The sequence below is a fragment of the Sulfitobacter sp. JL08 genome (assembly GCF_003352045.1).
In the GTDB taxonomy this organism is placed as follows: Bacteria; Pseudomonadota; Alphaproteobacteria; order Rhodobacterales; family Rhodobacteraceae; genus JL08.
This window is the reverse complement of sequence record NZ_CP025815.1, coordinates 2,948,721-2,970,995: the sequence shown is the minus strand read 5'-3', so window position 1 is coordinate 2,970,995 and position 22,275 is coordinate 2,948,721. Positions and strand designations below refer to the sequence as shown.

Annotated in this window: 19 protein-coding genes; 16 read left to right on the top strand and 3 right to left on the bottom strand. The window is 59.0% G+C overall.

Annotated elements, in window-relative coordinates:
• Positions 1-36 precede the first annotated feature (36 nt).
• From C1J05_RS14615 to ribD, 15 genes are all read left to right on the top strand, one after another.
• Positions 37-1,467 carry a Glu/Leu/Phe/Val family dehydrogenase gene (locus C1J05_RS14615; protein WP_114872340.1) on the top strand — a complete coding sequence of 477 codons (1,431 nt, stop codon included), beginning with the start codon at positions 37-39 and terminating at the stop codon, positions 1,465-1,467.
• A gap of 164 nt (positions 1,468-1,631) precedes the next feature.
• Positions 1,632-3,422: a hypothetical protein gene (locus C1J05_RS14610; RefSeq protein WP_114870893.1), complete on the top strand. Its 1,791-nt coding sequence runs from the start codon at positions 1,632-1,634 to the stop codon at positions 3,420-3,422.
• A gap of 222 nt (positions 3,423-3,644) precedes the next feature.
• Positions 3,645-4,898, top strand: a complete 1,254-nt coding sequence (locus tag C1J05_RS14605) for a sarcosine oxidase subunit beta family protein (RefSeq protein WP_114870892.1) — start codon at positions 3,645-3,647, stop codon at positions 4,896-4,898.
• Positions 4,899-4,973: 75 nt separating this feature from the next.
• Positions 4,974-5,246, top strand: a complete 273-nt coding sequence (locus C1J05_RS14600) for a sarcosine oxidase subunit delta (RefSeq protein ID WP_114870891.1) — start codon at positions 4,974-4,976, stop codon at positions 5,244-5,246.
• A complete protein-coding gene (locus tag C1J05_RS14595) occupies positions 5,243-8,176 on the top strand; it encodes a sarcosine oxidase subunit alpha family protein (RefSeq protein ID WP_114870890.1) in 2,934 nt (977 codons plus the stop codon). Before C1J05_RS14600 ends, C1J05_RS14595 begins: the two co-directional genes overlap by 4 nt.
• Positions 8,169-8,714: a sarcosine oxidase subunit gamma gene (locus tag C1J05_RS14590; RefSeq protein ID WP_254684609.1), complete on the top strand. Its 546-nt coding sequence runs from the start codon at positions 8,169-8,171 to the stop codon at positions 8,712-8,714. Before C1J05_RS14595 ends, C1J05_RS14590 begins: the two co-directional genes overlap by 8 nt.
• Positions 8,715-8,750: 36 nt before the next feature.
• Positions 8,751-9,062: a hypothetical protein gene (locus tag C1J05_RS14585; RefSeq protein ID WP_254684608.1), complete on the top strand. Its 312-nt coding sequence runs from the start codon at positions 8,751-8,753 to the stop codon at positions 9,060-9,062.
• Between the two features lie 42 nt (positions 9,063-9,104).
• Positions 9,105-11,060: a DNA primase gene (dnaG, locus tag C1J05_RS14580; protein WP_114870889.1), complete on the top strand. Its 1,956-nt coding sequence runs from the start codon at positions 9,105-9,107 to the stop codon at positions 11,058-11,060.
• Positions 11,061-11,171: 111 nt separating this feature from the next.
• Positions 11,172-13,151: an RNA polymerase sigma factor RpoD gene (rpoD, locus tag C1J05_RS14575; RefSeq protein ID WP_114870888.1), complete on the top strand. Its 1,980-nt coding sequence runs from the start codon at positions 11,172-11,174 to the stop codon at positions 13,149-13,151.
• A 269-nt stretch (positions 13,152-13,420) separates the two neighbouring features.
• Positions 13,421-13,765, top strand: coding sequence for a hypothetical protein (locus C1J05_RS14570; RefSeq protein WP_162798090.1), 345 nt, complete (start codon positions 13,421-13,423; stop codon positions 13,763-13,765).
• 27 nt (positions 13,766-13,792) lie between these two features.
• A complete protein-coding gene (locus C1J05_RS14565) occupies positions 13,793-14,203 on the top strand; it encodes a hypothetical protein (RefSeq protein ID WP_114870886.1) in 411 nt (136 codons plus the stop codon).
• A gap of 84 nt (positions 14,204-14,287) precedes the next feature.
• The gene (locus tag C1J05_RS14560; RefSeq protein ID WP_114870885.1) at positions 14,288-14,710 is read left to right on the top strand and encodes a hypothetical protein; all 423 of its coding nucleotides are present in this window, start codon (positions 14,288-14,290) and stop codon (positions 14,708-14,710) included.
• A gap of 103 nt (positions 14,711-14,813) precedes the next feature.
• Positions 14,814-15,218, top strand: a complete 405-nt coding sequence (locus tag C1J05_RS14555; protein ID WP_162798089.1) for a hypothetical protein — start codon at positions 14,814-14,816, stop codon at positions 15,216-15,218.
• A gap of 170 nt (positions 15,219-15,388) precedes the next feature.
• Entirely contained in the window at positions 15,389-15,859 is a 471-nt protein-coding gene (nrdR, locus tag C1J05_RS14550) for a transcriptional regulator NrdR (protein ID WP_114872337.1), read from the top strand.
• A 20-nt stretch (positions 15,860-15,879) separates the two neighbouring features.
• A complete protein-coding gene (gene ribD, locus C1J05_RS14545; protein ID WP_114872336.1) occupies positions 15,880-16,962 on the top strand; it encodes a bifunctional diaminohydroxyphosphoribosylaminopyrimidine deaminase/5-amino-6-(5-phosphoribosylamino)uracil reductase RibD in 1,083 nt (360 codons plus the stop codon).
• Here ribD and C1J05_RS14540 read toward each other — a convergent pair.
• From C1J05_RS14540 to C1J05_RS14530, 3 genes are all read right to left on the bottom strand, one after another.
• Entirely contained in the window at positions 16,959-18,986 is a 2,028-nt protein-coding gene (locus C1J05_RS14540; protein WP_114870883.1) for a capsular polysaccharide biosynthesis protein, read from the bottom strand. The two genes, ribD and C1J05_RS14540, sit on opposite strands and share 4 nt — an antisense overlap.
• A gap of 1 nt (position 18,987) precedes the next feature.
• Positions 18,988-20,118, bottom strand: coding sequence for a polysaccharide biosynthesis/export family protein (locus tag C1J05_RS14535; protein ID WP_254684607.1), 1,131 nt, complete (start codon positions 20,116-20,118; stop codon positions 18,988-18,990).
• A gap of 116 nt (positions 20,119-20,234) precedes the next feature.
• Positions 20,235-21,527 carry a capsule biosynthesis protein gene (locus C1J05_RS14530; protein ID WP_114872334.1) on the bottom strand — a complete coding sequence of 431 codons (1,293 nt, stop codon included), beginning with the start codon at positions 21,525-21,527 and terminating at the stop codon, positions 20,235-20,237.
• Positions 21,528-21,680: 153 nt separating this feature from the next.
• On the opposite strand from C1J05_RS14530, the gene C1J05_RS14525 reads away from it, so the two are divergent.
• Complete coding sequence (locus tag C1J05_RS14525) at positions 21,681-22,274, top strand: riboflavin synthase (RefSeq protein ID WP_114872333.1); 594 nt, start codon at positions 21,681-21,683, stop codon at positions 22,272-22,274.
• The last annotated feature ends 1 nt before the right edge of the window (position 22,275 follow it).

Sequence of the window (22,275 nt, the reverse complement as noted above, 5' to 3'; positions counted from 1 at the left end):
GCGTTCTGCACCCAACGGGAGAGAATAATGAATGACATGAGTGCCAAGACAGAGCCGAGTTTTCGCGAGAGCGTTGACCTGATGTTCAACCGTGCGGTTGCGCTGATGGACCTGCCGCCCGGCCTTGAAGAAAAAATCAGGGTGTGTAACGCGACCTATACCGTACGTTTTGGCGTGCGCTTGCGCGGCCAGATACAGACGTTCACCGGCTACCGGTCGGTCCATTCCGAACACATGGAACCGGTCAAGGGTGGCATCCGCTATGCCATCGGTGTCAATCAGGACGAAGTCGAAGCGCTTGCGGCGCTGATGACCTATAAATGTGCGCTGGTAGAAGCGCCTTTTGGCGGTTCAAAGGGCGGGCTGCGGATCAATCCGCGCGAATATGACGAACATGAACTGGAACTGATCACGCGGCGGTTTGCCTATGAACTGGCGAAACGCGATCTGATCCATCCCAGCCAGAACGTGCCGGCCCCGGATATGGGCACCGGGGAACGGGAAATGGCGTGGATCGCCGACCAGTACAAGCGCATGAACACGACCGATATCAATTCGGCCGCGTGCGTGACGGGCAAACCGCTGAACGCCGGCGGGATTTCCGGCCGGGTCGAGGCAACAGGGCGGGGCGTGCAATATGCGTTGCAGGAGTTTTTCCGCCACCCCGAAGACATCAAGGCCGCCAAGCTGAGCGGGACGCTGGACGGCAAACGCGTGATCGTTCAGGGCCTGGGTAACGTGGGCTACCATGCGGCCAAGTTCCTGTCCGAAGAAGACGGCAGCGTGATCACGGGCATCATCGAACGCGATGGTGCGTTGTTCAATCCAAAGGGGCTGGATGTGGAATCCGTCCACCGCTGGATCGCCAAGCATGGCGGCGTTACAGGCTATCCCGATGCCGCCCACACCGCAGAAGGCGCGGCCGTACTGGAAGAAGACTGCGACATCCTTATTCCCGCCGCACTGGAAGGGGTAATCAATCTTTCCAATGCTGACAGGATCAAGGCGAACCTGATCATCGAAGCGGCCAACGGGCCCGTCACGGCGGGCGCGGACGATATCCTGCGCGAAAAAGGCGTTGTGATCATTCCGGATATGTATGCCAACGCCGGCGGTGTGACCGTTTCGTATTTCGAATGGGTCAAGAACCTGAGCCATATCCGGTTTGGCCGGATGCAGCGCCGTCAGGAAGAAAGCCGCCACCAACTGGTTGTGGACGAATTGGAACGCCTGTCGGCAGACAAGCAGCTGGGTTGGACGTTGTCGCCGGATTTCAAAACCAAATATCTGCGCGGCGCCGGAGAGCTTGAACTGGTCCGCTCGGGTCTGGATGACACGATGCGCATTGCCTACCAGTCCATGCGCGAGGTCTGGCATTCCCGCGAGGACGTGGATGATCTGCGCACCGCCGCCTATCTGGTGGCGATCACCAAGGTGGCAGCCAGCTACCGCGCGAAAGGGCTGTAGGCCCAAAAAAACTTTGCGGCCTGCGCATTGCGCGCGCAGGTCGCAACCGCTTTTCATGTTCCGGAATGGGCGGGAAACAGCCTATTCCGGCAAAAATCTTGCTTTACCTTAAGTCATGCGACTGAATGCCATCATTCTTTTAAGTTGTTTGAGTGAGGTGAAACATGTCGCAGATCCCTGACCCCGACGCACAAGAAAATACCCATGTACCCGCGCCGTTGATAACGTCGAAACACTATTTCGGCGTGGCCCTTGTGGCCGGGGCTTTTGCCTTTGCCGGATACCTTTTCGCGCAAAACCAGAATGAACCACAGGTGCGCCCCGCGCCGCCCGCACCCGAAGAAGCCGATCCGGTCAGACAAAAGCTCGCCTGGTCCGCGCCGCGTCCGCGCACACCGGTGCGCGCGGCGCAGGATGATGAAGCATCCGAAGGCAGTTTCAGCGTCGAAGCGCCCGAAGTCGTGGAATTGGGATGGGGGTGGAGCCAGGCCCGTGGCGAACCTGTACCCACAGTGTGCGTCGTGTTTGAGCCGGTGCACCGCAGCGCGCAATCATCCGACATCACAATCAAGGAAGTGCGCGACAGCTATTCGTTGTCCAAGGCAATGAGCGTGTCGGCCTCGGTGTCTGTCAAGGCCATCGGATACGAGGCCAGCGGCAAGGCGTCATTTGCAAAAAATTCAAGCGTCTCATCCACATCGGTCAGTTTTCTGGTCAATGCCGAAGTGCTGAATTCGGCGACCTTTGCGGCGCCTCCGGCGTCGAGCGGCGGGCGCGCCGTACGACTGACCGAGGCTGCGGCGGCGATGGCAAAGCGTGATATCCAGCGGTTTCAGGAAACCTGCGGCGAAGGATACGTTTCATCGACCGTGGGTGGCGCGCGGGCCTATCTGCTGGCCACGACCGAAACCACCAGCAAAACACAGCGTGAAAGCATGAAAGCGTCTGTCAAAGGGTCGGGCTGGGGCGTCAAGGTAAATGCGGCAGCCAGCGGAAGTTCCGAATCCGGCACCGAAAACCTGACGCGCACACTGACGTTCATGCAGCAGGGCGGGGCGGCCGATCTGGACGCGGATGATCCGAAATCCGAAGCCCGCACCAAGTTGCCAAAGGATGCCAAGGCCGCAATCGACCGCATCGAGGATCTGGCCTATGCCGCTGCACAGGCCGGAAAAATCTTTGAAATCAGTATCACCCCTTATCAGGTGCTCGAGAATTTTCCGCGTGGCGCGGACATTCTGCCGCAAGAGGTCGAGCATGATGAACTGGTGGCGTTGTGGTCTTCCTATACCCAGCTTTACGCCGATATCTTTGATGTGCTTGAAACGCCGGACGCGTATCTGATGCCGCTGGTCGGATGTGATGAGGAAAAGGCCTGTAGCCGGTCGTTTGGCGCGATTGGCCCGGACGGTGTCAGGTTGCTGGAAGACATGCAGGATATGGCGTTGGTTGCGCTGGACAGGATCGAATCCGAAGCCGAAAAATGTCTGGCGGACGAAGAAGACTGCCGGTTTGACGCTACACTGGTGCGATCCCCCTATGCGGTACGGGCCAGCATGCCGTTGCCCGTACCGGTGCCTGCACCAGAGCCTGTCAAATCAACGGACGAGAGCACGCAACAGGTTGCCAAGGCTGAAACCGCAGGAGCCGAGGGTGCGCCCACATTAGATGATCACAAGGCCATGCACCTGCGTGAACCATCGACAGGGCGGTGCGCGTTCGGGGCGCTGACACCGGAATGTATTTCGAACGCCGCAATCCGTGGATGGGCCGCGCGGTCGGGCATGGCGACCCGGGTTGTGCCCGACCGGGCCGTAGTAAGGGCGAAGCTGGCGGCGTGCAGCGAAAAGCCGGATGATTTTATCCTGCTGGGTGATCCGGGAGAGCCCGACGCCCCGACGGTCTGGTTCCCGGCCAGCATCACACTGAACGCGAACGGCAGCGTGACCTGCTGAGCAGGGCGCAGACGCAGCGCCTTTTGCGCCCGCTGATCAAACGAAAAACCGCGGCCCGACCGGTGCGCCATGCGGTCCCGGTTGCCGGGACGGCGGCTGTTTCTTGCAACTCGGTCGTGCACAGACATATCCGTGTCGCAAAGCGGTTCGGGTTACACGGACCCTATTGATAGACCGGACAGCGGCGGGTTATGGTCACATCTGTCCAGTAGGGAGTCTGACATGCGGTTTTCTGGGTTGCGCGTGCTGCGCGAGGGTTTGACCGGCAACAAGGGTTGGACCCCGCACTGGCGCGATCCCGAACCCAAGGCGGAATATGACGCCGTGATCATCGGCGGTGGCGGGCATGGACTGTCGACCGCCTATTATCTGGCCAAGAACCACGGCATGACGAATATTGCGGTGCTGGAAAAGGGTTACATCGGCAGTGGCAATATCGGGCGGAACACGACAATCGTGCGGGCCAATTACTTTCTGCCGGGCAATTCGGAATTCTACAGTCATTCGCTGAAATTGTGGGAAGGTCTGGAACAGGACCTGAACTATAACGTGATGCATTCCCAGCGCGGTTTGATCAACCTGTTCCATTCCGACGGCCAGCGCGATGCCTTTGCGCGGCGGGGCAATGCAATGATCAATCAGGGGGATGATGCGGTTCTGCTGGATCGCGAAGGCGTGCGCAAATATCTGCCCTATCTGGATTTCGACAACACGCGGTTTCCGATTTTTGGCGGATTGCTGCATCCGCGGGGTGGTTCTGCACGGCATGATGCGGTGGCGTGGGGCTATGCGCGCGGCGCGGATCAGCGCGGTGTGGACCTGCTGCAGAATTGCGAAGTGATCGGCATCGATATCGAAAACGGCAAGGTGCGCGGCGTGCAGACAACGCGCGGGGCCATCCGTGCCAAAAAGGTGGGAATCGTCGTGGCGGGCCGGTCCGGTCAGGTGGCGGCGATGGCGGGCATGCGTCTGCCGATCGAAAGCCATGTCTTGCAGGCGTTTGTCACCGAAGGGTTAAAGCCCTGCATTGACCACGTCGTCAGCTTTGGCATGGGCCATTTCTATATTTCGCAGTCGGACAAGGGCGGTTTGGTCTTTGGCGGCGATCTGGATTTTTATGCAACCTATGCACAGCGCGGCAACCTGCCGATGATGGAACACGTGATGGAGGCGGGCATGACGCTGATGCCGATGATCGGCAAGGCCAAGGTGCTGCGCAGCTGGGGCGGGATCATGGATATGACACCGGACGGATCCCCCATCATCGATAAGACCGATACCGAAGGTTTGTTTATCGATTGCGGCTGGTGTTACGGCGGCTTCAAGGCGGTGCCGGGGTCGGGGTTCAGCTTTGCGCATCTGATGGCCACCGGTACGCCGCATCAAACCGCCGCCAAGTTCCGGCTGGACCGGTTCCGCACCGGGCGGGGCCTGATGGATGAAGAGGGCACCGGCTCTCAGCATAATTTGCACTGAGGGGGCCGAGATGTCGGGATTTCCGAATTTATTGCAAAAAGAAAGTGCAGGCAGCGCCCTGCGGGAGGCGGTGAGATGAGAATTCAATGCCCGCTCTGCGGGGAGCGCGACATGCGCGAGTTCTATTATCAGGGTGCGGCGGTTGCGCTGTCGCGCCCCGCGCCGGATGCGGGCGCGGATGCCTGGAACGATTATGTGCATGATCGTGAAAACCCGGCGGGTGAAACGCAGGATTTATGGCATCACACCAGCGGCTGTTCGGCGTGGCTGGTGGTGACACGATCCACGCTGACGCACGAGATATTCAAGACGGAACTGGCATCGAACGTGACAAGGGCCAAAGCATGAGGGTTGACGGCAAAGGCCTGATCGACCGGTCCAGACCGGTTTCGTTTTCGTTCGATGGCAAGACCTATTCGGGGTTCGGGGGGGATACGCTGGCCTCGGCGCTGCTGGCCAATGATATCACTTTAGTCGCACGATCATTCAAATATCACCGTCCGCGCGGTATTTTGACGGCGGGCAGCGAAGAACCCAATGCGCTGATGACGATCGGCAGCGGTGCGGCGCGCGAACCCAATGTGCGCGCCACCGTGCAGGAGATCTATCCGGGCCTTGAGGCGCGCAGCCAGAACAACTGGCCATCGCTGGATTTTGATCTGATGAGCATCAACGATCTGGCGGCGCCGTTTCTGGGCGCCGGGTTTTATTACAAGACCTTTATGTGGCCACGGGCGTTCTGGGAAAAGCTGTATGAACCCGTGATCCGGCGCGCGGCGGGGCTGGGGGCGCTTTCGGGCGAAAACAACCCTGACAAATACGAACGGGCCTATGCGTTCTGCGATCTGCTGGTGATCGGCGCGGGGCCCACCGGCCTCATGGCGGCGCTGGTTGCGGCGCGGGCCGGGGCGGATGTTATTCTGGCCGATGAAGATGCGCGCATGGGCGGACGGCTGAACGCTGAAACCTATGCGATTGACGGCATGGCAGGGCCGGACTGGGTGCAAGAGGTTGTGGCCGAACTGGCGGGGATGGACAATGTGCGCCTGATGCCGCGTACCACGGTCACAGGCGTCTACGATCAGGGCACATATGCCGCGCTGGAGCGGGTGAGCCATCATATCGCGAACCGTGCACCGGGCGCGCCGCTTGAGACGTTCTGGCGCATTGCTGCGAAGCAGTCGGTTCTGGCGGCGGGCGCGCTGGAACGCCCGGTTGCGTTTCAGAACAATGACCGACCCGGGATCATGACCGCAGGGGCGGTGCGGGCCTATCTGAACCGCTGGGGGGTCAGCCCCGGCCGGTCGGTGACGGTGTTCGGCAACAATGACGATGCCCATCGCACGGCACAGGATCTGGTGGCGGCCGGGGTGCATGTCGCGGCTCTGATCGACAGCCGTACGGATGTGGCGCAGACAGGTGATTATCCGGTGTTCGCGGGGGCGCAGGTGTGCGGATCGGGCGGACGCAAGGCGCTGGAAAGCATTACCGTGCGCAGCGCGCGCGGTGAGGAAAAGATAACCACCGATTGCCTGGCCATGTCGGGCGGGTGGAACCCTTCGGTGCACCTGACATGTCATATGAACGGGCGGCCGACCTGGCGCGACGACATTGCCGCATTCGTGCCCACGCCGGGCGCGGTCCCCGGTATGGTGACGGCAGGCGCCTGCAACGGTGACTTTTCAACTGTCGCCTGCCTTGAGGCGGGTGTTGCCGCCGCGAAAACCGCACTGGAGGCGCTGGGCCTGAAAGCCGCGAAAATCGAAGTGCCGGTGGCCGATGATACGCCTTATGCGCTGTCGCCACTGTGGGCCGTTCCGGGAAAAGGGCGGGCCTGGCTGGATTTCCAGAACGATGTCAGCGTGAAGGACGTGAAACAGGCCGCGACCGAGAATTTCAGATCGGTCGAGCATATGAAACGCTATACCACGCAAGGCATGGCGACAGATCAGGGCAAGAATTCCAACGTCGCCGCATTGGCGGTTCTGGCCGATGCCACCGGGCGCGGTATTCCCAAAACCGGCACGACAACGTTTCGCCCGCCCTATGCCCCGGTGGCGATTGCTGCGATGGGGGCAGGGGCGCAGGGCAAAGGGTTTGCGCCGCAGCGCTTTACCACCAGCCACGCGGCCTGCGTTGAACACGGTGCGCCGATGATCGAGGTCGGGATGTGGTATCGCCCGAGCTATTTTCCAGCCCCGGGGGAAACCACATGGCGTCAGTCCTGTGACCGCGAGGTGAATGCGGTGCGCGAAACTGTCGGTGTGTGTGATGTCTCCACCCTGGGCAAGATTGACATTCAGGGGCCGGATGCCGCCGCGTTTCTGGATTTCGTCTACACCAACACATTTTCAACGCTCAAGCTCGGGCGCACGCGATACGGTTTGATGCTGCGCGAAGACGGCTATGTGATGGATGACGGCACGACCGCGCGATTGGGCGAAAATCACTATGTCATGACCACCACCACCGCCGCCGCAGGGCAGGTGATGCGGCATCTGGATTTCGTGCATCAGGCGCTGTGCCCCGAACTGGACGTTTCGTTCATTTCCGTCACGGAACAATGGGCGCAGTTTGCCATTGCCGGCCCCAAATCGCGGGCCTTGCTGAACGACATGCTGGATGAGCAGATCACGGATGAAAACTGGCCGTTCATGGCCTGCGGGTCGGTATCCTTGTTCGGTGTTCAGGGGCGGTTGTTCCGGATCTCGTTTTCCGGCGAACATGCCTATGAACTGGCGGTTCCGGCGCGCTATGGCGACAGCCTTTTCAGGTTGTTGGTCGCACGCGCCGAAGCGCTGGGCGGATGTGCCTACGGGATGGAAGCGCTGAATGTGTTGCGGATCGAAAAAGGGTTTATCACCCACGCGGAAATCCACGGTCGCACCACCGCGTTCGACATCGGGATGGAGCGTATGGTGTCGGCCAAAAAGGATTGCATCGGCAAAACCATGTCGCAGCGTGAGGGATTGATCGAAGACTCCCGCGAACGTCTGGTCGGCCTGAAACCGGTTGGGTCGGTAAAGCAGCTGACGGCGGGGGCGCATTTGTTCAACAAATCTGATGATGCGGTAAGGGTGAACGATCAGGGCTACGTGACCTCGGTGGCGTTTTCCCCGACATTGCAGTCCTTTCTGGGGCTGGGCTTTCTGAAAAACGGACCGGACCGGCACGGAGAGATAGTGCGCATGGTGGACCATCTGCGCGGTATCGAAACCCTGTGCGAAGTGTGCCACCCGGTGTTTTTTGATCCTGAAGGAGGCAAGGTGCGTGGCTAAACTGATTGCAAAAAGCTCCGCAGGCGGGATGACACCGGTCAAAATCGGATCGGTAGAACTTGAAGAAGTGGATGCGGGCTATCTGACCTCGTTTTCACCCTATGCGGGACAAGACAAGGCGTTTTCAGATGCGCTCAAGGCGGCGCACGGGGCGGCGATGCCCGGCCCCAATCGCGCCACAGGCAAGGGCGGCGCGCGGGTGATCTGGTTCGGGGCCTGCCATGTATTGCTGATGGGGCCGCCCCCTGATGCGGCACTGGCCAAGCTGGCGGCGATGACCGATCAATCGGATGCGTGGACTGTGATGCAATTGAAGGGGCAGGGCGTGGCCGATGTACTGGCGCGGCTGGTGCCGGTCGATCTGCGGGCGTCACATTTCAAACGCGGCCATACCGCGCGCACCGATCTGATGCACATGTCGGCGTCGATCACGTGCACGGGCGCTGACACGATGCTGATCATGGTGTTTCGCTCTATGGCGCATACTTTAGTTCACGATCTGAAAACCGCTATGGAAGGCGTGGCCGCGCGCGGTTAGTCTGGCATGAAACGCCCCTGATTCCGGAGACTGCCAATGACATTCCCAAAACTGCTGCCTTATGTTCTGTCCGTTTCGGTGCTTGCGACGGGCGCACTGGCCCAAAGCGAAAAAGAACTGGATTGCGGCTATCAGGCGGATGTTGCCGGTGCGGTTCAGCAGGCACGGCTTGACGGTGTTTCCGAACGCAAGGTGCGCAAAGCCATCGAAGACACCAATCCGGCATGGCCGGATCGTTACAGCAATGCCATTCCGGTATTTGCCGGGCAGATTTACCAGATCAAGAAACGCGATCTGCGCAACATTGATCTGCGCGCGGAATGGCTGAATACCTGCCTGAACAACTGATGGGCTGTCGCCTTCCTGTGCGACTTTATGGTATGAAACCGCATGAGCCTGCCTTCTGGATTTATTGACGAGTTGCGCAGCCGCGCCAGCCTGAGCCAGGTTGTCGGGCGCAAGGTGGTGTGGGACACACGCAAATCCAACGCAGCCAAGGGCGATATGTGGGCGCCATGCCCGTTCCATCAGGAAAAATCCGCCAGCTTTCATGTCGATGATCGCAAGGGGTTTTATTATTGCTTTGGCTGCCATGCCAAGGGCGATGCCATATCCTTTGTCCGTGAAACTGAAAATGTCGGGTTCATGGACGCTGTCGAGATTCTGGCGCGCGAAGCGGGTATGACGATGCCGGCGCGCGATCCCAAAGCGCAGGAAAAATCGGATCATCGCACGGTTCTGGCCAATGTGATGGAACAGGCGGTGCAGTTTTACCGGTTGCAACTGAAAACCGGTGCCGCCACCGAGGCGCGCGCCTATCTGGAACGGCGTGGGCTGGCCCAGGACGTGCAGGACCGGTTCGAAATCGGGTTTGCGCCGCAGGGATGGCAGGCCTTGTGGGATCATCTGACCGGCAAAGGCGTGGACCCCGATCTGATTTTTGGCGCGGGGCTGGCCAAACCGTCGACAAGGGGCGGCAAACCCTATGACACGTTTCGCGGGCGGATCATGTTTCCGATCCGCGATCCGCGCGGGCGTTGTATTGCGTTCGGCGGGCGCGCGATGGATCCCGATGACAATGCGAAATACCTGAATTCACCGGAAACCGATCTGTTTGACAAAGGGCGCAGCCTTTACAATCACGGCCCCGCGCGCGAGGCGGCCGGCAAAGGCGCGCCGCTGATCGTGGCCGAAGGGTACATGGACGTGATTGCGCTTGCGACGGGCGGTTTTGATGCCTGTGTTGCGCCTTTGGGGACGGCGATTACCGAAACCCAGCTGCAATTGCTGTGGCGGATCGCGCCGGAACCGATCATCGCGCTGGATGGCGATACGGCGGGTTTACGTGCGGCCATGCGGTTGATCGACCTGGCGCTGCCGTTGTTGGAAGCCGGGCAATCGTTGCGTTTTGCCATCCTGCCCGACGGGCAGGACCCCGATGATCTGATCCGTGCGCAGGGTCCTGCCGCTGTTCAGAAACTGATCGATAACGCCATGCCGATGGTGCAATTGCTGTGGCAGCGCGAAACCGAAAACGGCAACTTTGACAGTCCCGAACGCAAGGCGGCATTGGACAAGGCGCTGCGCGACAAGATCAAGCTGATCCGTGATCCGTCCATTCGCAACCATTACGGTCAGGCGATGAAAGACCTGCGCTGGCAGTTGTTTCGCCCCAAGCGTGCGCCACAGCGCAACAGCGGGGCGCGCGTCAACGGGAAATGGCAGGCTGCCCCCGAACCGGCAACGCCAACCGCCAAGGCTTCGATGCTTGCGGCGGCAGGGGACGGGGTTGAAACGCAATTGCGCGAAGCGATCATTCTGGCCACATGTTTGTGTACGCCGCAAATCATTCCCGAATTCGAAGCCGGATTGGAAAATCTGGAATGTCGCGATGCACAGTTGCGCCGTCTGCGGGATTTGGTGCTGCGCCACGCCGACCTTGCGCCAGAGCTGTTTCAAAAAGAAATTCGCGCTGAAATGGGGGCAGAGGCCCTTGAAAACCTGCTGACGGCGCGCCATGTCGCCATTACGCCGTGCATTCGCAATCCGGGTGATCCCGATCTGGCGCGGATGACCATCGCCGAAGCGTTGGCAAAGCTGGTGGCGCATAAGGGGCTGCTGGCGGAAATCGAAGACGCCACCGAAGACCTGTCCGGTGTGGCAGACGAGGCTTTGACCTGGCGGTTGGGGCAGGCCGCACAAGCCAGAAACAGCGCCGAACGCAGCGAGCATGAAGACGCGACCGAATATGAAACGGGCCCGAACGGTGCCCTGATGAACCGGACTGAACGGAGTGCTTTTGATGCACTCATGGAGAAAATTTCATTCGCCAAACCCGGACGTTGAGGCGTTTTGGTAGGGAATGTCTAAAGAAAACAGGGTAAACGGATAAACGAATCATCTAAAATAGGGTGATTCGGAGAATCGAATCACCGGAGCCCCTCGCAGGAGTACCACATGGCCGCCAAAGACAACGACGACCGTAAACCTGACGACCAAGACGCCGAAGTTTCCCTGGATATGAGCCAGGCCGCCGTCAAAAAGATGATCGGCGACGCGCGTGAACGCGGCTACATCACCTATGACCAGCTTAATCAGGTTTTGCCCCCTGATCAGGTCAGTTCCGAACAGATCGAAGACGTGATGTCGATGTTGTCCGAAATGGGCATCAACATCATCGAGGATGAAGAGGCCGAAGAGGAAGAGGCCAAAGGCTCGACCGATCTGGCGACAACAGACAACGCGCGCGAAGTGACGCTGGCGGCATCGACCGCAGAGAAACTGGACCGCACGGATGATCCCGTGCGCATGTACCTGCGCGAAATGGGGTCCGTCGAACTGCTGAGCCGTGAAGGCGAGATCGCAATCGCCAAACGGATCGAGGCCGGCCGCAACACGATGATCCTTGGGCTGTGCGAAAGCCCGCTGACATTTCAGGCGATCACCATCTGGCGTGACGAATTGCTGTCGGAAGACATTCTGCTGCGCGATGTGATTGATCTGGAAACCACGTTCGGCAACCAGCTGGATGACGAGGAGGCGGTTGCCCCCGTTGTGGACACATCCGCGATCAACGCCGAGAAGAAAGATGACGGTGATCAGGAACTGGATGCCGATGGGAACCCGATTGCGTCGGATGATGACGACGATGATGACGAGCAGGCCAACATGTCGCTGGCCGCAATGGAAGCCGCGCTGAAGCCGCAGGTTCTGGAAACGCTGGACCGGATCGCGCTGGATTATGTCAAACTGTCCGAAATGCAGGACAGCCGGATTTCCGCAACGCTGAACGAGGACGGCTCCTTTAGCTCGTCCGAGGAAACCACCTATCAGAAACTACGATCTGAAATTGTGCTGCTGGTGAATGAACTGCACCTGCACAACAACCGGATCGAAGCGCTGATTGACCAGCTTTACGGTATCAACCGCAGGATCATGTCGATTGACAGTTCGATGGTGAAGCTTGCCGATCAGGCCCGGATCAACCGCCGTGAATTCGTGGATGAATACCGCGGACGCGAGCTTGACCCGAACTGGCTGTCGGAAATGGCGGACAAGCCGGGCCGTGGCTGGCAGATGTTCATCGAACGCTCGACCGACAAGGTCGAAGAACTGCGCGCCGAAATGGCGCAGGTCGGCCAGTATGTCGGTCTGGATATTCCGGAATTCCGCCGCATTGTCCAGCAGGTCCAGAAGGGCGAAAAAGAGGCGCGTCAGGCCAAAAAGGAAATGGTCGAAGCGAACCTGCGACTTGTGATTTCGATCGCCAAGAAGTACACGAACCGTGGCCTGCAATTCCTTGATCTTATTCAGGAAGGTAACATCGGCCTGATGAAGGCGGTGGACAAATTCGAATACCGCCGCGGCTACAAGTTTTCGACCTATGCGACATGGTGGATCAGACAGGCGATCACCCGCAGCATCGCCGATCAGGCACGCACCATCCGTATTCCCGTGCACATGATCGAAACCATCAACAAACTGGTGCGGACGGGGCGCCAGATGCTGCACGAAATCGGCCGTGAACCGACGCCGGAAGAACTGGCAGAAAAGCTGCAAATGCCGCTCGAGAAAGTGCGCAAGGTGATGAAAATCGCCAAAGAGCCGATCAGCCTTGAAACTCCGATCGGTGACGAAGAAGACAGCCAGCTTGGCGATTTCATCGAAGACAAGAACGCGGTTTTGCCGCTGGACAGCGCCATTCAGGAAAACCTGAAAGAAACCACAACGCGTGTACTGGCAAGCCTGACGCCACGCGAAGAACGTGTGTTGCGGATGCGGTTCGGTATCGGCATGAACACCGATCACACATTGGAAGAAGTCGGCCAGCAGTTCAGCGTAACCCGCGAGCGGATCCGTCAGATCGAAGCCAAGGCGCTGCGCAAGCTGAAACATCCAAGCCGCAGCCGCAAGTTGCGGTCTTTCCTGGATCAGTGACCTGCATCGCGTTTTGAGGTCTGCAAATTCAGGGCCGCGCCGAAAGGTGCGGCCCTTTTCATTTCAGCTTGAAGCGCGGTAAACTTTTCGAGATATGCGCCCGCGTCTCTCTTTTCTCGGGCGTTCAAAGTGCTATCGTTTATTTCAGGTTGAATTTAGACCGGAGCGAATAATTGCGCGTTGTTGGGATCAAGCGAATACTGTGCTGTTTTTGGTTTGCCGTGATCCCCGCTCTGGGGAATGCAAACTCCTATACGGCTGAAAACTTTTTGAAAGTCTGGCCAATCGATGCAGTCACATTTGAAGTGATCGAAGCCAGAGGCGAAGGCGCGCGCGGCATCTGGTGCGCGGCGGCAAGCTATGCCGAGCGTGAATTGCGCATTGATCCGACATCCACGATCTATGTTCTGGTCCCACGCGGCCCAAGTGCGACGGTGCCAAACCGGAAAGGCGTGGTGTTTACACTTGATAAAGCGCGCTTGCCTGAAACCGCGACCATCAGCCAATTGTCGTTTGCGACAACACGCGCGGCTGGCACCAGCTTTCCGTCCTATCTGGCACGCAGTTTCTGCCGTGACCGGTTCGGCGAACGGGATCGCTGGGATTATAACTAAGCCCCTCAATTTGAAAAGGAAAATACCATGAAACTGCTTGCGACCCTGACGTGTATCGCTGTGCTTGGGGCTGTGCCGGTACAAGCAAATTCCTTTACTGCCGTGAACCGCCTTACCGTTAATCCGGTCAGCGCCAGCGAATTCGAAGTGATCGAAAGCCACGGAGCCGGCGCGCGTCAAATCTGGTGTGCCGCTGCCGAGTACAACGAACGCGTACTGGGCAATCAGCGAGAAACCGAATTGATTGTCAAAACCAAACGTGGCCCAAGCATCACGCAACCGGGACGCAAGGGCGTTGTGTTCACCAACAATCCGGCCAATGTGTCGGCCCCGATCACCAAATCGGTTTCGATTTCCGTGAACACACCGGGGATGAGCCTGCCATCCCATCATGCGCGTACATTCTGTCGGGATACGTTCAGTCGCACCCGGCGTTAGGGTTCGGGCCTGCCTGCATCCGCGCAATTTGGTGTTGCCATACTTCGCACAAAGCTTTCATTGTCGCCCATAAGGAGAATTGCGATGATCAAATTCCCGAAAACAACCGGCGCGTCACTATGTGTGGCACTGATGATTGCGACACCGGCACTGGCCAACAGTTTCAAGGCGCAGAACCGGCTTACCGTGAATCCGATCAGCAATTCGGTGTTCGAAGTCGTTGAATCCCGATCGTTGGGGGCCAGTGGTTCATGGTGTGCGGCGGCGGATTATGCGACGCGGGTTCTGGGGGCGTCGGGGAAGGCCGATCTGTATCTGAAAACGCCGCGCGGGCCCAGCGTGACCAATCCGGGCCGCAAGGGCGTGGCTTATACGCTTGACCCCAATCAGGTCGGTGCCCCCCTGACCACATCGACATCCGTCAGTACCAAGACGGCAGGTACGACCTTTGCGGTCGGGCATGCGCTTGCTCTGTGCAGTCAGTCGCTGATTGATATCGGTCCGTAACAATCGGGTGAAGCACTGATTACCGGATAAAGCCGACCTTGCCGCGCGCTTGATTTGCGCCATCTCACTCGTGACAAGAACTGGTTATGATGGAGATGTGCCGATGAAACCACTCGTGATGATCGCTGTATTCGGGGGTGGGCTTGCGTCTGGGGTCTATGCTCAAAGCTTTGAATCCGGCACACGTTTGCCGGTTAACTCCGTTTCCGGCAGCCAGTTCGAAGTCATCGAGGAAGGCTCGGTCGGCAGCCCGCAAGTGTGGTGCGCGGCGGCCACCTATTCGAACGATGTGCTGGGGCAATATGCGAAAACGGAACTTACCGTGATCTCGCCCCGTGGGCCAAGTGTGACAAGTCCGGGCCGGAAAGGCGTTGTTTTTAGTACTGATACGACCGGACTGGATGTGGTGCCACGCGCGGCCAATTCCGCAACAACAGATATTGCGGGCGTTACGTTCGCGGTGTCGATGGCCCTGACATTCTGTGATGAAGAAGGCGAAGTGAACTGATCTTTTGCCAGGACGCCACTGAACTGTGCCAAATTTCCCCCAGACTGGATCGCCTATGTTGCGGCCCCATTTCTGCCCTACCCAAAGTGTAGCGGGTGCCCTATAGTTGTGGATAAGTGGGCGAGCAGCCCCACAAAGAGGCGGAAAACGACAATAAAAGGGGGACGGCGATGCGCTGCCCGTTTTGCGGAAATATCGACACTCAAGTAAAAGACAGCCGGCCAGCCGAAGATCATGTTTCGATCCGGCGCCGACGGTTTTGTCCGGCCTGCGGCGGCCGCTTTACGACCTATGAACGCGTGCAGCTGCGCGATCTTGTGGTCATCAAGACCAGCGGAAAGCGCGAAGATTTCGACCGCGACAAACTGGAGCGTTCGATCCGCATTTCCATGCAGAAACGCCCGATTGATCCCGAACGTATCGACCAGATGATTTCCGGTATCGTGCGGCGTCTGGAAAGCATGGGCGAAACGGACATCGGTTCCAAACAGATCGGCGAGATCGTGATGGAAGCGCTGGCACGGATCGATACCGTCGCCTATGTGCGCTTTGCATCGGTTTACAAGAATTTCCAGGCCGCTGACGATTTCGACAAATTTGTCAGTGAATTGCGCCCGGACGTGCCCCCAGAAGAAGCGTGAGCGGGCAAGACGAACGGTTCATGGCGCTGGCCCTTTCACTGGGGCGGCGCGGGCAGGGTATGGTGTGGCCCAATCCTGCTGTCGGTTGTGTCATTGTCAAAGACGGTCGCATTGTCGGGCGCGGATGGACGCAGCAGGGCGGTCGTCCGCACGCGGAAACCGTGGCGCTGGCGCAGGCGGGCAAGGCTGCGCGCGGCGCCGATGTTTACGTGACGCTGGAACCCTGCGCCCATACCGGCAAAACACCCCCCTGCGCCACGGCCTTGATTGAGGCAGGTGTGAAACGGGTGGTGGCCGCAATAACAGATACGAATACGCGCGTTGCCGGGCGTGGCTTTGCCATGCTGCGGGATGCGGGCATTGCCGTTGAAATCGGTTGTATGGCAGATTTGGCAGCGCAGGATAACGCGGGATTTATCCTCAACACCGATCTGGATCGTCCCTTTGTCACGTTGAAACTGGCAAACAGTTTTGACGGGCGTATCGCGACGGCCACCGGTGAAAGCAAGTGGATTACCGGGCCGGACGCGCGGCGTTTGGTGCATGCGATGCGCGCGCGTCATGATGCTGTACTGGTTGGTGCAGGGACGGCGCGCATTGATGATCCGTCGCTGACGGTGCGCGATCTGGGTGTCAGGCATCAACCTGTTCGGGTGGTCACGTCGCGCAGGCTGGATGTGCCGCTTATGGGGCAGCTTGCCCGCTCGGCCAAAGAAATTCCGCTGTGGATGTGCCACGGGCCGGATGCCGACCCGAATCTTGTTTCGGCATGGCAGGGGCTGGGGGCAGACCTGTTCTGCTGTGCGGTGCGCGGCGGGCAACTGGATACACGCGATGTCTTGCATCAGCTTGCCAAGGCGGGATTGACGCGGGTTTTATGTGAAGGCGGCAGCGCCTTGTCGGCATCTTTGCTGGCAGAGGATCTGGTGGATGAACTGGTCGGCTTTACCGCCGGTCTGGCCATCGGGGCCGAGGGGCTGCCTTTGGTCGGGGCGCTGGGGCTTTCTGCGCTGGCGGATGGGCCACGTTTCAGGCTGGTCGAAACGCGTGCCATTGGCGGCGATGTGATGCACCGCTGGGCGCGCGGCGCGACAAATGTTTAGCGCCAGAGGTGAGATTGACTGGCAAACACGCCCTGCAGTTTTGACAGGGTGCGATTGAACGGGCCGTGCCGGGGCAGGGTGCCCGAAACCAGCCTTTCGATCACAACCTCGACCGGGCAGGGCTGTTTCGTCACCGGATCGAAGTATCTGGGGTAATCGATCAGCGTTGCGTGCACCAGGGTTTCCAGTGAAACCGCCAGATTTCGCCGGGGCGGGATACGCCCGCGATCTTCGGTCAGGCCCCAGCCTGCGTAAAACGGGGCACCGACCGTCACAACCTTCTTGCCACGCAAAAGCGTCTCGAACCCCAAAAGCGATGTCATCGTCCAGACTTCATCGACGCAGGCAATCAGTTTTGCGGGGTCGCCCTGCGTCAGAACCAGATCGGCAAACGGGGTCGCATCTGTCTGGCCAGCGCGCAAACCCGCTGCAACGTCGGGATGTGTTTTGTAGATGATCACCGCGTCGGGGTTAGCGTTTCGTGTGGCGTGCAACAGGCTTTCGTTGGTCGATATGGCCCCGGTTCCGGCCAGGATCGAGGCATCATCTTCAACCTGTCCGGGCACCAGTATCCGGTGGCCTTGTGGCAGGTCAGGCAAGGCATCGTGCGGGTTGTATTTGCTTAGGCCGCCGGCCACGATGCGGGATATCAGTGTTCGGGCGCGCTGTTTCTGATCCGGTCGCAGCTTGGCGCGCTGCATGATCAGCTGTTCCAGTCCGCTGGGACGTGATGGATCATAATAAATGCCGATATCGTCCGTGATCAGCGAAAGCGGCGGGACAAGCGCCGCCCCCAATCCTTGCGAGCGTAGAAATCCGTCTTCCACACGGGTGGCATTTGCATGCGCTTCAAACGCTTTTCCCGCCCAGACCATCCGGTTGCGTGATGTGGTCTGCGCCAGTTGGCGGGCTTTTTCGGGATCGTTTTCGAATATGACCGGCTTGAACTGCCCGAAATAATTCTGGAACGTCTTGCGCTTCCAAAGCCGGGTTTCGCTTGCGATCCAACCGGCTCGGTCGGCGTGCCAGGCACGGGTTTTCGCATGCAGCGTGGAAATGACCCGATCCAGATCACACAGACGGTCATTGTAGGGATCATACCAGCGTGGATACAGGATCATCGCCGCGGCAAAAAGTTGTGCGCGTGTCAGTTTGCGCGTGCGTCGCGGCACCGGATTTTCATCCTGCGTCAGCCCCCATCCCGCATAGAACGGTTGCCCGAATACCCGCGGCTTGTGGCCGGCAAATATCGCGTCAAATCCCATTTGCGATGAATAGGTGTAAACGCCGACAGCCCCGCCGAAAAGGGCGGCGGGCGCGATGTTGTCTGTCACCACGCGGATGCGGTCGTTTTCATCCTCTGGCCCGAAATAGCCGGCCCGGTATCCGGCTGCGGTTTCTGGATGGGATTTGATGATCACGGGCACGCCGGGATGCTCTTCCTGTGCAAAGACCAGCATTTCCAGAAATTCCGCGCGTCCTGCCTGTGTGACTGTAACAGAGGCATCGCCACGCGCCTGATCGACTACCAGAACATATCCCGGTTCTGGCGGGGGAAGTGAGGCATCAAACCCGCTGTATTTGGAAAGCCCGGCATCGGCCATACGGGCCATTCCGGACCGGGCGGCATCCAGCAATGCCGTGTCATCCAATGGATGGGACGCCAGAAGTTTTTCCAGATCGGACGGTGTCGCAGGATCGAAATGCACGCCCGATGTGTCCAGCAGCAAGCCCAATGGCAGTTCCCCCGCACGGCCCGGAGCAAGCGAGCGCAGAAAGGCATCTTCGACCCGCAACAGCGGTACGTTGTATTTCTGGGCTATCGCTTCGCCGCGATGGGCTGTCGGGCTTTTGCCCCAGACGCCGATAAGATCGTCGGGGGTGGGGCGCCCCAGACGGACATCAAAGCCCGACAGGTGCAGAATACGCCTGACGCGGCGCTGGCGCAGAAAACCGCCGGTGTAAACGAAAAGCCGCCGGGAGGTTGGCCCCCCGGCGGCTCTATCCCCTAAAGGGTATTGCATATCAGTTCGTGAACGCCGCCAGAGCACTTACCGTGGTCAGTGAGCTGGTGAAGGACGAGATTGTTTTGTCCCATTGCGTGAACGGTGCTTCGGTGACGTAGACGGTATCACCGTCGCGGATCAGGAAATCACGCGCCACGAACATGCCGTTCGGCTGCGTCAGATCAAGCACGTAAATCATGCGCTGTGCCCCAACCAGATCGTCGCGTCCCAGCAAAGGGCCGACAACTTCGGCGGGTTCGTTGCGGAACACGAAAACGCCCGTTGGATCAGCGGTCGCCGAAGACAAGCCGCCAACCTGTGCAATCGCTTCGATGGCAGACAGGTTCTGGCTTTTGAACGCCACCTTGTTTTGCGTGCCGGTTGCGCCAACTGCGGTGTAGGAACGTGTGTCTTCCTCGACCAGGATGCGGTCACCGGGGCGCAAGGCAATGTCTAGTTCGGGAAAATTATAAAGATCCTGGAACCATACTTTACCGCTGGCGCCACCACGCGTCACCGTGATTTCGGCGATTTCGGGTTGAATGGTCACGCCGCCCGCGCGGGCCAGCATGGTGGATAATGTGCGTGTGGGCCGTTCGATCGCATAAACGCCCTGCGCCCCAACCGATCCGATCAGCGACACGGTTGATCCGTCACCGGCAAGACGGCGCACCTGAACCTGCGGATCGGGCGTCTGGTCTTCCAGTTTTTCGGTGATGATCCGGCGGATCGCTTCTGGGCTGTTGCCCGCGGCACGGATGCGTCCGGCGTAGGGAACAAAGATAAACCCGTCGCCGTCTACCTGTACCTCTTCCAGAAGGGTCGCGTTCTGGGCTTCGCCGGCCAACAGGCCGTCATCAACGTTTTCCCAGATTGTCAGGCCCAAAGTATCACCGGGCGAGATTGTATCAGAGCCAAGAACGCCTGCGTTCTTGAAGGAATCCGAAAAACCCAAGGCCGGTACGACAGAAGTTGCACGCGTTACGCGATCATTCACTTCGATGACAAACGCATCGCCTTCCTGCTGGACGGAGCCTGAGAAAATTTGTTTTTTGCTAGGCCCTACTTGCGGCAAACCACACGAACTCAGCACGGCCACAGCCGTAAAAATAGCAATGGCGCGCGCCCATTGAATAGCAAAAGGTTTCACTGCTCGGTCTCCTCGACCTGATTTATTCTGCCTCAGTGTTCGCCAACTTTGCGTGACGTATTGACGGTAAGCTACGGGATTCCGGAACTAAAAGCTACTGTGCGCAGTGTGCCGGCTTAACCGATCACCCTGAACTGTTGCCTTGGGGCCGCGGTTCCGGCGGCCAGTGCGTCGTAGGGATCCCGTTCTTGCAGGACCATGTCTACCACATGTCGTAGCAACTGGCGCCGCCCACGCGAGGAGTAGAAGCCGCCGGCAATCTGGCTGGTTTCCAGAAGATAGCGCCGGTAATCGCGATAAGCTGCCGTATCCGGGCGCGTTGGCGCAGCAAAAAACGCGCAAAGCGGCTGATCCGAAACAAATTCCGGTTTTGCATAAACCGCGTCGCCAAACACTTTCAACGGAATGCCGCGCCACAAAACCTGCTGTGCCGACGTCGAATTTACCGTTACAGCACTTCGTGCGTCATCCAGAAGGCGGGCGAGTTTGCCGCCACCGATGAAATGCACCCGGTCACGGATGCCGTTTTCGCGCGCCAGCCGCCGGATTTCGCGCCGCAAAGGCACACGCCCGTCTTCCAGCGGATGGGCCTTGAAGACCAGATGATGGTGTTGCGGCGCGCCCGTGGCGAAACCTTGCACCACTTCCGTCAGGAACTGGGTCATCGATGCAAACCGCGAGTGTTTCTGAAAACTGGCATCATGGGCCAGTTGCAACAGGGCGACATGATAGGGAAACCCGCCGCGGCGCACCCTTTTGGTTGCGATGCGCCGTTCGATGGATTGCGCCGGCATTCTGATAAGGCGTTTGAGATAAAGGACAAATTCACGATAAACCGAGATATCCCGGTGCGGGCGGAAGTTTTTGTAGCCACTGTTCAAGAACAGAACAAAGGCATGATAAAGCGCCCCGTAAAACACATGCTGGCGCATGTCGCCCCAATGTCCGGGGGGCAACGGCGCGTCAGTATCGGACCGCGCCAGAACCGATTGCATATCGTTGATCGACATCGACATCAGGCGCGAATGGCCGTTGCTGCCGCCCCGTTCGTAACTGACCCAATAGGGTCGCATATACCCTTCCTCGAACACGTGGATCCGCAAGCCAAGCGTTTGGGCATGGGCCACCGCATCGGCGTGAACACGGCGCGTATCACCATAAAGAACGATGTCGGTCACGCCCTTGTCCTGCACCAGCGCCGCGAACCGGTCGGGCCACTGGTCTTGGGGGGCGCGAAACGGAATATAGCTGGCCTTGTGCGACCAGAATGCACGATCACCTGCATTGAACCCGACGCGCCACACCTGCGCGCCGGTGGTGCGCAGCATTTTGCCCAACTGGTCAAAAAACGGGCCGTGTGGGCCTTGCAGAAACAGGAAAACCTTATGTTCTGGTGCGGATTTCAACATAATTTTCTTATAATTGTTGCTTTGTCCAAACACCATTAAGCGATGTGTCGGGCAAAAGAATGGCAGGTCGGGCGATGCGCGGGGGTGACACTCCCCCTTGCCAGCAGGGGAACGGCCCGCTACCTGCAAGGCTATGAAAAAAGGGGTTTTGCGATGTTTACTGGCATCATCACGGATATCGGCGTTCTGACGGAACTGGATCAGCGCGGTGATTTGCGCGCGCGGATCAAAACCGGATATGACACGGATACGATCGACATGGGCGCATCCATTGCCTTTGATGGCGTGTGTCTGACCGTGGTCGGCCTTGGGGCTGACTGGTTCGATGTGGATATCAGCAAGGAAACGGTCGACAAAACCAATATCGGGCGTAACCGCTGGGCTGTGGGGCGCCGGATCAACCTTGAGCGCGCGTTGCGTGTCGGTGACGAGCTTGGCGGGCATATCGTATCGGGCCATGTCGACGGGGTGGCCGAAATTACGGCAATCGCCGACGAAGGCGACAGCACACGCGTGACGTTGCGGGCGCCCGCCGAACTGGCACGGTTCATCGCGCCCAAAGGCTCTGTGGCGCTGAACGGCACATCCCTGACGGTGAACGAGGTGAACGGCGCCGAATTCGGGATCAACTTCATTCCCCACACCAAAGAGGTGACAACATGGGGTGATATGCAGATCGGCGATGCCGTCAATCTCGAGATCGACACGCTGGCGCGCTATGTTGCCCGACTGGCCGAAGCCGGTTGAT